This is a genomic window from Paenibacillus macerans (assembly GCF_900454495.1).
GTDB lineage: Bacteria > Bacillota > Bacilli > Paenibacillales > Paenibacillaceae > Fontibacillus > Fontibacillus macerans.
Map to the genome: position 1 here is coordinate 367,738 of NZ_UGSI01000001.1, position 13,148 is coordinate 380,885.

The 13,148-nt window shown below is 55.1% G+C and carries 13 protein-coding genes; 11 read left to right on the forward strand and 2 right to left on the reverse strand.

The annotated features are described in order from the left end of the window. Positions 1–113 precede the first annotated feature (113 nt). The gene (gene msrB, locus DYE26_RS01645; protein WP_036621659.1) at positions 114–1,094 is read right to left on the reverse strand and encodes a peptide-methionine (R)-S-oxide reductase MsrB; all 981 of its coding nucleotides are present in this window, start codon (positions 1,092–1,094) and stop codon (positions 114–116) included. Between the two features lie 388 nt (positions 1,095–1,482). On the opposite strand from msrB, the gene DYE26_RS01650 reads away from it, so the two are divergent. Beyond that, complete coding sequence (locus DYE26_RS01650) at positions 1,483–2,172, forward strand: TerC family protein (protein ID WP_036627924.1); 690 nt, start codon at positions 1,483–1,485, stop codon at positions 2,170–2,172. Positions 2,173–2,233: 61 nt separating this feature from the next. Here DYE26_RS01650 and DYE26_RS01655 read toward each other — a convergent pair whose 3' ends face one another. Further along, the gene (locus DYE26_RS01655; RefSeq protein ID WP_036621661.1) at positions 2,234–3,058 is read right to left on the reverse strand and encodes an AraC family transcriptional regulator; all 825 of its coding nucleotides are present in this window, start codon (positions 3,056–3,058) and stop codon (positions 2,234–2,236) included. A 149-nt stretch (positions 3,059–3,207) separates the two neighbouring features. Between DYE26_RS01655 and DYE26_RS01660 the strand changes: the two genes are divergently transcribed. From DYE26_RS01660 to nirD, 10 genes are all read left to right on the forward strand, one after another. Next, positions 3,208–4,269 carry a Gfo/Idh/MocA family protein gene (locus DYE26_RS01660; protein WP_036621663.1) on the forward strand — a complete coding sequence of 354 codons (1,062 nt, stop codon included), beginning with the start codon at positions 3,208–3,210 and terminating at the stop codon, positions 4,267–4,269. A gap of 32 nt (positions 4,270–4,301) precedes the next feature. Continuing rightward, positions 4,302–5,072 carry a sugar phosphate isomerase/epimerase family protein gene (locus DYE26_RS01665; protein WP_036621664.1) on the forward strand — a complete coding sequence of 257 codons (771 nt, stop codon included), beginning with the start codon at positions 4,302–4,304 and terminating at the stop codon, positions 5,070–5,072. After that, positions 5,065–6,147 carry a Gfo/Idh/MocA family protein gene (locus DYE26_RS01670; RefSeq protein ID WP_036621665.1) on the forward strand — a complete coding sequence of 361 codons (1,083 nt, stop codon included), beginning with the start codon at positions 5,065–5,067 and terminating at the stop codon, positions 6,145–6,147. The genes DYE26_RS01665 and DYE26_RS01670 overlap by 8 nt, the downstream gene beginning before the upstream one ends. A gap of 42 nt (positions 6,148–6,189) precedes the next feature. Continuing rightward, the gene (locus DYE26_RS01675; protein WP_036621666.1) at positions 6,190–7,158 is read left to right on the forward strand and encodes a sugar phosphate isomerase/epimerase family protein; all 969 of its coding nucleotides are present in this window, start codon (positions 6,190–6,192) and stop codon (positions 7,156–7,158) included. Positions 7,159–7,342: 184 nt separating this feature from the next. After that, entirely contained in the window at positions 7,343–7,660 is a 318-nt protein-coding gene (locus DYE26_RS01680; protein WP_036621667.1) for a winged helix-turn-helix transcriptional regulator, read from the forward strand. 59 nt (positions 7,661–7,719) lie between these two features. Then, the gene (locus DYE26_RS01685) at positions 7,720–8,286 is read left to right on the forward strand and encodes an FAD-dependent oxidoreductase (protein WP_036621669.1); all 567 of its coding nucleotides are present in this window, start codon (positions 7,720–7,722) and stop codon (positions 8,284–8,286) included. 183 nt (positions 8,287–8,469) lie between these two features. Beyond that, a complete protein-coding gene (gene ric, locus DYE26_RS01690) occupies positions 8,470–9,168 on the forward strand; it encodes an iron-sulfur cluster repair di-iron protein (RefSeq protein WP_036627926.1) in 699 nt (232 codons plus the stop codon). A gap of 155 nt (positions 9,169–9,323) precedes the next feature. Then, on the forward strand, positions 9,324–10,049 hold the full coding sequence (locus DYE26_RS01695; RefSeq protein WP_036621670.1) for a hypothetical protein: 726 nt from the start codon (positions 9,324–9,326) through the stop codon (positions 10,047–10,049). 226 nt (positions 10,050–10,275) lie between these two features. After that, entirely contained in the window at positions 10,276–12,714 is a 2,439-nt protein-coding gene (gene nirB, locus DYE26_RS01700; RefSeq protein ID WP_036621671.1) for a nitrite reductase large subunit NirB, read from the forward strand. 37 nt (positions 12,715–12,751) lie between these two features. Further along, a complete protein-coding gene (nirD, locus tag DYE26_RS01705) occupies positions 12,752–13,099 on the forward strand; it encodes a nitrite reductase small subunit NirD (protein ID WP_172531688.1) in 348 nt (115 codons plus the stop codon). Positions 13,100–13,148 lie beyond the last annotated feature (49 nt).

A 13,148-nucleotide genomic window follows, 5' to 3' on the forward strand; every position in this document is an offset into this window, starting at 1 on the left:
CCAGACCATTTTGAGAACAGCACGGTCTTGGGGCAACCATTTTAATGCGGTGCGAATTTGTTAGACTAGGTGAATCAACTGCAAAAGTACACCTTATTATCTTTAGAAGGCAGCTACTCCCGCGGCTCATCGAATAACACGAGATACTCGCCGTAGCCTTCCTTCTCCATGTCGGCCTTCGGAACGAACCGCAGCGCCGCGGAGTTGATGCAGTACCGCAGGCCGGTCGGTTCCGGTCCGTCGTCGAACACGTGGCCCAGATGCGAATCCCCCATGCGGCTGCGCACCTCGGTGCGGATCATGAAGTGGCTGGTGTCCGTCCGTTCCTTGATGTGATAGCTGCGGATCGGACGGGTGAAGCTTGGCCAGCCGCAGCCGGCGTCGAATTTGTCGCGCGAGCTGAACAGCGGTTCGCCCGAGACGATGTCCACGTAGATGCCTTCCTCGTCGTGATCCCAGTACTCGCCGGTAAAGGGCCGCTCGGTGGCGTTATTTTGCGTGACCTCGTATTGCATCGGCGTAAGCCGGCGCTTTAGCTCCTCCCGGCCTGCGGGAACGGACCAATGGCGTTCCAGGAAATCCTCGCGGCCCGAGCCTTTACGGTACAGCTTGTAATGCAGCGGATTTTTTTTATGGTACTGTTGATGGTATTCTTCGGCCGGATAAAAAGGAGCCGCCGGAAGCACCGGAGTAACGATCGGTTTGTCGAAGCGGCCGCTTCTTTCCAGCGCCAGCTTGGATTCCTCCGCTTCCCGGCGCTGCTCCTCGTTATGATAAAATATGGCCGTCCGGTACGATTCGCCCCGGTCGTGGAATTGCCCGCCTTCATCGGTCGGGTCGATTTGCTGCCAGTAGAGCTCAAGCAGCTTGCGGTACGGGAACACCGCCGGATCAAATTGGATTTGCACGGCTTCGTAATGGCCGGTTCCGCCGGCGCAAACCTCTTCATAAGTAGGGTTTACCGTGCTTCCCCCTGTATATCCCGATACAATGCCGTGTATGCCCGGGAGTTCCTCAAACGGCGAAACCATACACCAGAAGCAGCCTCCGGCAAAAGTGGCCAGTTCTACCTTTGTATTTGACGCTGAACTCATTATGATCCCTCCGTTTCGATATCATTATAGCGTGTTTTCCGAAAAAGCCAAAACGATTCTCCGAAAAGACTGGTGCTCTTCAACGGGACGTGGTATAATTGCTCCAAGAAAACATGCATGGTTCCCAAAGGGGAGTAGCTTATACAATAAAGTCGTCATTACGGGAGTTATACATACCCCGGCTTTATTGGCAACGTAACTTAGTTGTTAGCGAGACCTTTGCCCGTAGCGAGTATTGGGTAAAGGTCTTTTTTTGATGCGTTTTTGCGTCGTGCCCAATACGGACACGGCGCATTTTTTTGGATGGAAGAAGGCGTTTCTTCCCGTAGATCCGTCTGAAGCAAAAAAATGGGTCGATGCATGGGAAACTATGAAAGGGGAGAGAAACATGGAATTATTATCTCCGGAATTTTGGGCCGCACTGCTATCCATCATATTGATCGATCTCGTGCTTGCCGGGGACAATGCGATCGTGATCGGGCTTGCCGCACGCAACGTGCCGCAAAAAGATCAGAAAAAAGTGATTATTTGGGGGACCGTCGGCGCCATTCTCATCCGCGTCGTCATGACGCTGCTCGTCGTACAGCTGCTGAATATTCCCGGGCTGCGGCTCGCCGGGGGGCTAGCGCTCGTTTGGATTGCCTACAAATTGATCGTGGATGAAAAAAGCCACGAGATCAATGCGGGCAACCAGATGTGGGCGGCGATCCGGACCATTATCATCGCCGACGCGATGATGGGTCTGGACAACGTGCTGGCGGTGGCCGGCGCGGCGCACGGCGATTTCCTGCTCGTCATTATCGGGCTGGCCGTCTCCGTTCCGATTATGGTCTGGGGCAGCACGCTGATTCTGAAGCTGACGGAGCGCTTCCCGATCGTTATCACGATCGGCGCTGCCGTCCTGGCCTGGACCGCGGCCAAAATGATCGTGCAGGAACCGCTTATTGACGAACTGTTCGCAAGCAACTGGATCAAATACGGATTTGAGGTGCTTGTAATCATCGCCGTCATCGGCATCGGCACGCAAATGAAGAAAAGAAAAGCGCGCTTGCGCGAAGCGGCGCAGGCTCAGGTCTGAAAGTCCGCAAACGATGAAACGCCGCCGGGGAGCAACTAACCCCTGCGGCGTTTTTCGCTTTTTAAACCGGATGCTGGCCGCGCGCTTGTTGCCGGAACTGCCGGGGCGACATACCGAACTTTTTGCGGAACACTTTGTGAAAATAATTATAGCTGGGGAAACCGGAGCTCTCCGCGACATGCTCCAGCGAAAGCGGGCTGAAAATAATCCGTTCGCGCGCCATGTTCAGCCTGACCTCCAGCGTATATTGAATGATGCTTGTCCCGAACGTGTCCTTAAACAGATGCACCGCCCGGGAAACGCTGATGCCGGCATAGGCGGCCGCATCCTCCAATTTGAAGGGGGTGGCGGCGTTCTCTTCAATATAATTTTTGATCCGATGGGCAAGATAAGTCGGATAAGCGGGCCGCGGCTGATCCAGCAGGTTCCGGTCGATGTCCATGCATAGTATTTTCAAATAATATTCCGCGATTTCCGGGGCCGGGTTGGCGATGCGGCGCTGCTCCAACATGATTTGCCGGAAAGCGCCGACGATGCCTTCGGAAAGAGGAACCTTCACCCGATGGGGTCTTGACCGTTTGTTCCACCAAGCTTCGATCCATGGCCCGGCCAAAAAAATATGATAATCGCCGCTGGACACCACCGTTTCGCCCAGTCCGCTCATTTCAGCTTCAATTTTCAGCTCGTAGGGTTCGCCCGGCGCAAACAGCAGCAGATCGCCGGGTTCGATCAGCTCCAGCCGGCCGTTTAAGCGGGACCGGCATTTGCCCGAGCTTTGCAGCCGGATCAAATAGTTTTCGTGCCCGTCCGGCTGCACCGTATGAAACGGCTTGTGGTGCACCGAATAGCCGGCTAATAAAATCTGCAGGTTCGAATTAGGTTTCATAACCGACCTCCGTTGGGATCTCTAAAAATAATGACCAGATTGTTCATGTTTTAATCATATTATTCATTTTAAATCAGCGCAATTTGAAATACCATTGTACATGAAAACAACCCAGAATACACACATCTGCTTGGCGGGAGTGACCAGAAATGACGATGAAGATAGGCATGATCGGCTGCGGCAACATCAGTCCGGCATACTTGACGTACCTCGGGCAAAGCGAATTCGCCAGGATTACGGCGGTAGCCGATCTTCTCCCGGAGAAGGCCCGCGAGCGGGCAGAGCAATTCGCAATTGAAAACGTCTACACCGTGGAGGAATTGCTGGGACGGCAGGATATCGACATGGTGTTGAACTTGACCGTACCGTCGTCCCACGCCGCCGTCAATATGGCAGCGCTTGCCCATGGCAAGCATGTGTACGTTGAGAAGCCGCTGGCGATCTCGCTGGAGGACGCGCGAAGCATGCTGGAACAGGCGGCGGCCAAAAATCTCCGCGTGGGCTGCGCTCCCGATACGTTTCTTGGCGCAGGCATCGAGACGAGCCGCAAGGCCATTGCGGACGGGTTGATCGGCCGTCCGGTGGCGGCCACCGCGTTTATGATGGGCGGCGGGCCGGAAAGCTGGCACCCGAATCCCGAGTTTTTCTACGCGGAAGGCGGGGGACCGATGTTCGACATGGGGCCGTACTATTTGACCGCGTTCGTAGAGCTGCTCGGGCCGATCGCGCGCATCAGCGGCTCGGCGGGCAACCCGGTTCCCGAACGCACGGTCAAAACCGGACCCAACGCCGGCAAAACGATTCCGGTGCATACGCCGACGCACTACAGCGCCACGCTGGATTTTACCGGAGGCGCCATCGGCACGCTCGTGACCAGCTTCGATGTCCCCGGCGGAAGCGTCCTGCCCCGCATCGAGATTTATGGGACCGAAGGGACGCTGCTTGTCCCCGACCCGAACTACTTTAACGGGGACGTGAAGGTCCGCCGTTCGGGCAGCGACGTTTGGGAAACCGTCCCGCCGGCGTTTGAATGCGGCGAAAATGAGCGCGGCCGCGGCATCGAGGATATGGCCAGGGCGATTCTTGAAGGCCGGCAACACCGGGCCAGCGGCAAACTCGGCTACCATGTGCTGGAGGCGATGCATGCCGTGGCCCGTTCATCGCGCGAAGGCCGGCATATTTTGCTGGAAAGCGCGGATAGTTTAAAGTAGAGTCTTTCATTTTTATGGAGAGGTGATATTTTATGGCAAAGGTTGGACTGCAGCTTTATACGGTAAGAGATCATTTGGAACGCGATTTTGAAGGCACGCTGCGCAAGGTAGCCGAGCTTGGGTATAAGGGCGTGGAGTTTGCCGGATTTTACGGGAGAACTGTGGGACAAGTACAGCAAATCCTGCAGGAAACCGGGCTGGTTGCGGTGGGTGCCCATACGGCTTACGACCGTTTAAAGGCCGCGCTTGATGAAGAGATTGCTTTCAACAAGGCGATCGGCAACCGGTATATCGTCGTGCCGTATCTGTCGGAGGAAGACCGCAACCGTTGGCCCGAGGTCATCGAGGACTTGAAAAAATTCGGGGAACGCTGCAAACAGGAAGAAATGATTCTCTGCTATCATAATCATGATTTTGAGCTGACCCAGTCGCTGAACGGCAAACCGGTGCTGGATGCGATTTACGAACAGGTGCCCGCCTCCCTGCTGCACATGGAGCTGGATTCCTGCTGGGTAGCCTTTGCCGGAGCGGATCCGCTGGCATACATCGCTACATATCGCGATCGGCTTCCGCTCGTGCACTGGAAGGATGTTCTTAAGAAGCCGGACGGTTCGCCGGAAACGGTGGAGCTGGGCCGGGGAGAAGTCGCCGTTGCCGCGATTGGGGATGCCGCGATCGACGCGGGCGCGGAATGGCTGATCGTAGAGCAGGATCACTGCGCGGGAGATTCGCTGGAAAGCATCGCCGCAAGTATGGAATGGGTACGCGCTTATGCCGAAAAGGGAGGAAAACTTCATGTCTAAAACATTAAAAGTCGCCATCATCGGATGCGGCGGCATCGCCAATGGAAAACATTTGCCGAGTCTGAAGCAGCAACCAGAGGTAGAGCTGGTCGCCTTCTGCGACATCGTGGAGGAACGCGCGCAAAAAGCGGCCGCCGAATACGGCGTAGAGGGAGCCAAAGTATTTACCGATTTCCGGAAATTGCTGGCGGAAAGCGACGCTGAAGTGGTTCACGTCTGCACGCCAAACGATTCGCATGCGGAAATTACCGTCGCTTCGCTGGAATCGGGCCGCCACGTGATGTGCGAGAAGCCGATGGCCAAAACGGCGGAGCAAGCCCGTCAAATGCTGGACGCGGCCAAACGCACGGGGAAAAAGCTGTCGATCGCATACCAAAACCGCTTCCGCAGCGACAGCCTTTATTTGAAGGAACTGTGCGAAAACGGTGAGCTTGGCGACATCTATTTCGGAAAAGCTCTGGCGCTGCGCCGCCGCGCCGTTCCGACCTGGGGCGTGTTCCTGGACGAAGAGAAGCAGGGCGGCGGTCCGCTGATCGACATCGGCACCCATGCGCTTGACTTGACCTTGTGGCTGATGGACAATTACGAGCCGAAAAGCGTCACCGGTTCCGTATTCCACAAACTCGGAAACCGCGAAAACGCGGCGAATGCGTTTGGCCCTTGGGATCCCGAGCAATTTAAAGTCGAGGATTCCGCGTTTGGCTTCATTACGATGAAGAACGGGGCGACGATTATTCTGGAATCCAGCTGGGCGCTCAATATCGTCGAGGTTGGAGAAGCGAAAACGCTGCTATGCGGAACGGAGGGCGGCGCCGACATGACGAACGGCCTGCGCCTGAACGGCGAAAAATTGAGCCGCCTGTACGAAACCAACGTCGATCTCGGATCCGGCGGGGTCGCTTTCTACGAAGGCAAACAGGAAAACGAATCCACCCGTGAAGCGAGAGCTTGGGTGCAAGCGATCTTGGAAGATAAAGAGCCGCTCGTGAAGCCGGAACAGGCGCTTGTGGTCACGGAAATTTTGGAAGCCATCTATAAATCGGCCAAAACCGGCCAAACCGTATATTTTGACTAACCCGGCCTTGGGCCAAACCACGAAGCAAGGAGGAGCATAGAGGTGAAATTAGGAGTATTTCTGGTTCTGTTTGGAGGCCTTCCGCTCGAACAAGCGCTCGATAAGGCGGCCGCACAAGGGCTGAAAGCCGTGGAAATCGGCACCGGCGGACATCCCGGGAACGCCCACTGCAATCCCGATGTGCTGCTGGAAAACAAGGCGGCCCGGGAAGAGTTCAAAAAAATGGTGGAGTCCCGTGGACTCATTATCAGCGCGCTTAGCTGCCACGGCAATCCGCTGCATCCGCAAAAGGCGATCGCCAAGGAGTTCCACGACGTTTTCGTCAAAACCGTGCAATTGGCCGAGTTGCTGGAAGTGCCGGTCGTCAACACGTTTTCCGGCTGCCCGGGCGATCATGAGGATGCCAAGTATCCCAACTGGCCGGTAGCGCCTTGGCCCAACGACTTCCAGGAAGTTCTGGACTGGCAGTGGAAAAATAAAGTCATTCCGTATTGGACGGAATGGGGCAAATTTGCCGCCGATCACCATGTGAAGATCGGGCTTGAGTTGCACGGCGGATTTTCCGTGCACACGCCGGCGACGCTGCTGCGCCTGCGCGAAGCGGCCGGCGAAGTCATCGGGGCCAACCTCGACCCGAGCCATATGTGGTGGCAGGGAATCGATCCGGTGCAAGCGATTGCGATCCTTGGCAAGGCCGGCGCCATCCACCATTTCCACGCCAAAGATACGACGATTGATCCGGTGAACGTAAACCGTTACGGCATCACGGATATGCAGCCTTACACGAACATGCAGGAGCGGGCTTGGCAGTTCCGCACCGTCGGTTACGGCCACGATCTGAAGACGTGGGCCGACATTATCAGCGCGCTTCGGCTGTACGGCTACGATTACGCGGTAAGCATCGAGCACGAAGACGGGCTAATGTCGATCGATGAAGGATTTACCAAAGCCGTGCGCAATCTGCAGCAAGTGCTTATGGAAGATTCCGCCGCCGAGATGTGGTGGGTATAACTGACCATAAACGTAATATACTATATTAGCGGCTGCCGCCAAGGCGGCCGTTTTTTCGGATACGGGGCGTGAATGAAGAGTCCCCCCTTACTTTCCGCGTGTAAATATGCTATTATGAAATATATTAACTTACTTAACGTAAGTTTAACGCTTGTAGGCTTGCTATAATAATGAGGTGAATGTTATGGATGAGCATTCGTATGGAATGTGTCCGCGATTTGAATCGGCTTTTTCGTTTTTGGGAAAACGCTGGAACGGCTTGATTATTCAAACCCTGATGAGCGGGCCGAAACGCTTCAAGGATATTTCCAATCAGATTCCTTCCATGAGCGATAAGATGTTATCGGAACGGATGAAGGATTTGGAATGTGAGGGGATTTTGGTCCGTCATGTTTATCCGGAAACGCCGGTTCGCATCGAATATGAATTGACCGAAAAAGGGCGGGCGCTTCGTCCGGTGATGGAGCAGGTGCAGTCCTGGGCGGAGCAGTGGATTAAATAAGCTCATGCCGTTTTCGGGTCGCGAAGGCGGCATGAAAATTTTAGAAAGTAGGTGTACTTGTGGCTGAGGTAATTGTAATCGGGGCAGGGCCGGCTGGAGCCAGCGCGGCGTTATTTTTGGCCAAGGCGGGCAAAGAAACGCTTGTTCTGGACAGCAACGCAAGCATGACGAAGCGGGCCTGGATTGAGAACCATTACGGGGCAAAGGACATTTCCGGACCGGATTTGCTCAAAATCGGACGGGAGCAGGCCGAAAAATTCGGCGCCAAGTTCATTGAAGAAAAAGTGACGCATATCGATGCCAACGGAGGTTCGACAGTAACCGTAAAAACGGAATCCGGCCGCAGCTACGAGGCGTCCCATATCATATTGGCCACCGGCGCGTTGACCGATCTTGCAAGCGCTACCGGCCTGGAGCTGAAAGAAGGCCGCGAGCCGAGAATCAAAACCGTCATCGCTACGGACGGGCAAGGCCGGACCAGCGTTCCGCGAATCTGGGCGGCCGGCACGGCGGCGGGCGTCAGCGTTCATACGATCATTACGGCAGGCGACGGGGCAAAGGTCGCCATCGAGTTGATCAGCGAAATAAACGGCGAACGGTACGTGGATCACGATGTGCTGAAATAAAACGAACTTATTTGCAAGTCCAGACGATAACAAGGCCTCCCGGTTACGGGCGGCCTTTAAATATTTTGAGCGGAAGCAAGAAAAACAAAAGTGATTAAAATCACAAGGAGAGGCGCTTCTATGCGTTAAGTTAAAAACGTAAGCTTACGACATTAGCTCAGGAGGTCTTTCCGGATGAATCACATACAAGCATTATTTAAGGAACAAGACATGGTTCGTGATATCGTGCTTCGTTTTCCAAAATCGGCGGATTATTTCCGCGGGCGGAAAATCGATTTTTGCTGCGGCGGCGCGCGTCCGTTGGGGGAAGCGGCGGCAGAGCGGGGGATTCCGGTTGAAACGCTGCTCACGGACTTAAACCGCTTGGCGGCCGAACATCCCCGGGCAGAGGAAGAACAGGATTGGACAAAGGCGGAATCGGCCGATTTGATCGGGCATATCGTAAACACGCACCATCGCTATTTGCGCGAGGAACTGCCGGAAATTCAAAAAAACGTGACCAAGGTGTCCCGGGTCCATGGGGATGCGGATACGCATTTGCGCGAGGTCGAGCGGTTGTTCGGTGAGCTTCGGCGCGAGCTGCTGGAGCATACCGACAAGGAAGAGGCAGAGGAGTTTCCTAAGATAATCCTTTGGGAGAAGAGCCGGGACCCGGAAGTGCTGGAAAAATTGCAGTCCGCCATCGCGGAGTTGGAATCCGAACACGACGCGGCGGGCGACATTCTCAAACAACTGCGGGAGTTGACCGACGATTTTCAGCCGCCTGGCCATGCGTGCACGACGTACCGTTTGACCTATTCGCGTCTAGAAGAGCTGGAAGCCATGACTTTTACGCATGTGCACCTGGAGAACAATATATTATTTCCGCGATATACAATATAACTTGAAGTATTCAGGCCTCGCCCTTCCCTGCTTAGGGAAGGGTTCTTTGCGCCTGCCCCGAAATTTGAGAACTTTCTGCCGGTCCGGTATGCTTAAGATATGGAATATTCCTGGATTGAATCAGGGAAAATGATTAAAGGAAAGGCGGGGCGGCGATGCGCTGGAGATTGAAATGGCTGGCAGGACTGTTGGTTTTGGCCGCGTTCTTCACGGCAGCCTGCGCCGATGGCGGGACGATCGACAAACCGGACCCTTCGGAGGAGCTGCAAAGCGAGGATGGGCATGCCGATGACATTACTTTAACGATTGACGGGGGGACGTTTATCCCCGATGTGACGCGCAGTTTGCATTTTGATTATACGGAAGGGATTACCGTTCTTCAGGCGCTTGAAAGCAGCGGTATCGTAAAACTGACGGAGGATAGGGGCAAAATTCAATCCGTGGGTGAAGTTTCGCTTGATTCGACGCTGGAGTGGGGGATCCGCCTAAATGACAAGGAGCTGCCGTCCCGCGATTGGGACAAACAGCTCAAGGCGGGGGACAACATACTCGTTTACGTTAAAACCGCGGGCAGCGCAACGGCGGGGCAAAATGGAGCATCGCTGCTGCTGACCGTGAACGGGGGCAGTCAAAATCCGCAGCTTAAAAGCTATTTTGTCCATCAATACAATGAAAACACGACCGTGAGGGATTTGCTCAAGCGCAGCGGGATCGTGGAGCTGAACAAAACCGGGCAACATATCGTTTCCGTCAATGGTTATCGTCCGGAGGAGACGGAAGCATGGGTGCTGAAGGTCAATCATAAGAAATTGCTGGACACCGGCCTTGACATGAGGTTAAAACCCCAGGACAATGTGGAAATCGCTTTGGTGCGAAAATAAGTTTCGGAGAAAAAGCAAATCCGCAGTTCTCTTAGATAAGAGGCTGCGGATTTTTCAATAGGTATGCAAAAAAAAATGTGACAATTAAATGTGATAACTTTCACAATTAATGTGAATGAAATCACAAACTATTCATAATTTTAAATGTATACTTTCGGCATAAGGGATTGCAGGTAATCAACTAACAATTCGGAACAGTCTTATTCTGAAAGGGGCTTGGATGAAGATGGCTACAGCAAAAGAGAAACTGGTCGTGATCGGTAACGGAATGGCGGGCATCAGTACCGTTGAACAAATATTGAAACTAACTTCCAAATTCGAAATAACGGTGTTTGGCAGCGAGCCGCATCCCAACTATAACCGGATCATGCTTTCCTATGTGCTTGAAGGCAGCAAAACGATAGACGATATTATTCTGAACGATTTGAACTGGTATCGCGATAACGGGATTACGCTGCATACCGGAACGGCGGTGGCCCGGATCGACAAGGATACGAAGGAGGTTGTCACGGAGGACGGCCAGCGCGTGCCTTACGATAAGGTGCTGATCGCTACCGGGTCGACTTCGTTTATCCTGCCGATTCCCGGCAGCGATAAGGAAGGCGTGGTCGGCTTCCGCGACATTTCGGACTGCGAGCAAATGATCCAGGCGGCCAAGACTTGCCGCAAAGCGGCGGTCATCGGCGGAGGCCTGCTCGGACTGGAGGCGGCCAAAGGGCTCGTTCAGCTCGGCATGGACGTGACGGTCGTGCATTTAATGGAAGATTTAATGGAGCGTCAGCTGGATCATCAGGCGGCGGGGATGCTAAAAGCGGAACTGGAGCGCCAGGGCATCAAATTTAAAATGGGCGCGCAGACGACCGAACTGCTTGGCGGTTCGCGGGTAAGCGGGCTGCGGTTCGCCGACGGCACGGAACTGGAAGCGGAGTTCGTCGTCATGGCGGTCGGCATCAAGCCGAACGTTGCGGTGGCCAAAGCGAGCGGCATCGAAGTGAACCGCGGGATCGTCGTCAACGACTATTTGCAGACATCGCTGGAGGGCGTTTATTCCGTCGGCGAATGTACGGAGCACCGTGGCGTCTGCTACGGACTGGTCGCTCCGCTGTTTGAGCAGGGCATGGTACTGGCGAAGCATATCAGCGGCGTGGAAACCGCGCCTTACGCCGGTTCGGTCGTTTCGACCAAGCTGAAGATTTCCGGGGTTGACGTTTTTTCGACCGGCGAATTTATCGATGGTCCGGAACATACGGTGATTTGCAGCAAAGACGACTGGAAGCGGACCTACAAAAAAATTCTGCTGAAGGACAACGTTTTTGTCGGCGCGGTGCTGTTTGGCGATATTAACGATTCGGCCGAGCTGCAGAAGCTGATCAAGCAGAAGGCGGAGATGACGGACGAACTGTACGCCGCGCTGATGGGCACGGGCTGCTGCGGCGGCGGCGGAGCCAAGAAAGCTTCGGTGGAAACGATGGCGGACGACGAAATCGTCTGCGGCTGCAATGGGGTAACCAAAGGCACGATCGTCGACGCGATTGCCAATCAGGGTTTGACGACCGTCGACGAGATCAAAGCCTGCACCGGGGCAACCCGCTCCTGCGGAGGCTGCAAGCCGGTGGTTGAGCAAATTTTGCAATACGTGCTGGGAGACGGGTTTCAGTCGGCGGCGAAACAGGGCATCTGCGGTTGCACGACGCTGAGCCGCGATGAAATTGTGGCGGAGATCAAGGCGAAAGGGCTGCAGACGACCAAAGAAGTGATGAACGTGCTTGGCTGGAGCCAGCCTGAAGGCTGCTCGAAATGCCGCCCGGCCATCAACTATTATCTCGGCATGCTGTACCCGGAAACGCACGAGGACGAAAAAGAATCGCGCTTCGTCAACGAGCGGATGAGCGCCAACATCCAAAAGGACGGAACCTATACGGTTGTTCCGCGGATGTACGGCGGTGTGACGACGCCGGAGGATCTGAAGAAAATCGCCGACGTATCGCTGAAATACGATGTGAAAGTCGTTAAGGTCACCGGCGGCCAGCGGCTGGACTTGATCGGCGTGAAAAAAGAAGATCTGCCGAAAGTGTGGGCCGAGCTCGACATGCCGTCGGGGTACGCCTACGCCAAATCGCTCCGCACGGTGAAAACCTGCGTCGGTTCGCAGTTCTGCCGGTTCGGCACCCAGGATTCGATGGGCATGGGCGCGCTGCTTGAACGGAAATTCGAACGGCTCGACTTTCCGGCCAAATTCAAGATGGCGGTAAACGGCTGCCCGCGCAACTGCGCCGAATCGTGCACGAAAGATATCGGGATCGTCGGCAACGACGGCGGATGGGAGATCTTTATCGGCGGCAACGGGGGGATCAAGGCCCGGCTTGCGGATTCGCTGTGCAAGGTGAAGACCGACGAGGAACTGATCGAGCTGTGCGCAGCCATCATGCAGTATTACCGCGAGACCGGCAATTATCTGGAAAGAACGTCGGAGTGGGTTGAACGGATAGGGCTGGACAATATCCGCGCGGCGGTAGTGGAAGACGCGGAAAACCGCAAAGCGCTGGTGGAGCGTATTGAGTTCGCCTTGAAGCAGGTCACGGATCCGTGGAAGAAGATGCTGAACGACGAAGAAACCCGCGGCAAGCTGTTCCACAGCCTGGAAATGAGTAAACAGGCGAACTAAAGCCGTTAGACGGATGACAGGAAAGGGGAAGAGGAGCATGAACAAGGACATGAGTAAAGAGGCATTTTTCCCGGTTGGGCATGTGGAGCAGTTTCTGCCCCAGATCGGGCGCGTGGTGGAAGCGGGAGGCCGCGAACTGGCGGTGTTCCGCCTATCCGACGGGCGCATTTTCGCCGCCCTGAATCAAAACCCGCATCCGAAAGGAGGGCCGCTGGCCGAAGGCATCGTGTCCGGGCATTACCTTTACGATCCGCTGTACGATTGGAAAATCGATCTGACGACAGGCCTTGTCCAGGCCCCGGACAGCGGGCAGGTGCCGATGTTCCCGGTCAAGGTGGAGGACGGACAGGTGTGGATCGCCGCCAGCGCCTTGCAGGAGGTATAGGTTAGAGCGAAATAAGCGCGGTGTGCAAAGGGAGGGACGCCGCGCTTAT

Coding starts and splice junctions, on each gene's coding strand:
- DYE26_RS01655 (WP_036621661.1), bottom strand. CDS start 3,058: ATGAAACCTAATTCGAACCTGCAGATTTTATTAGCCGGCTATTCGGTG.
- DYE26_RS01695 (WP_036621670.1), top strand. CDS start 9,324: ATGCGCTGGAGATTGAAATGGCTGGCAGGACTGTTGGTTTTGGCCGCG.
- DYE26_RS01665 (WP_036621664.1), top strand. CDS start 4,302: ATGGCAAAGGTTGGACTGCAGCTTTATACGGTAAGAGATCATTTGGAA.
- DYE26_RS01650 (WP_036627924.1), top strand. CDS start 1,483: ATGGAATTATTATCTCCGGAATTTTGGGCCGCACTGCTATCCATCATA.
- msrB (WP_036621659.1), bottom strand. CDS start 1,094: ATGAGTTCAGCGTCAAATACAAAGGTAGAACTGGCCACTTTTGCCGGA.
- DYE26_RS01660 (WP_036621663.1), top strand. CDS start 3,208: ATGACGATGAAGATAGGCATGATCGGCTGCGGCAACATCAGTCCGGCA.
- DYE26_RS01680 (WP_036621667.1), top strand. CDS start 7,343: ATGGATGAGCATTCGTATGGAATGTGTCCGCGATTTGAATCGGCTTTT.
- nirD (WP_172531688.1), top strand. CDS start 12,752: ATGAACAAGGACATGAGTAAAGAGGCATTTTTCCCGGTTGGGCATGTG.
- nirB (WP_036621671.1), top strand. CDS start 10,276: ATGGCTACAGCAAAAGAGAAACTGGTCGTGATCGGTAACGGAATGGCG.
- DYE26_RS01670 (WP_036621665.1), top strand. CDS start 5,065: ATGTCTAAAACATTAAAAGTCGCCATCATCGGATGCGGCGGCATCGCC.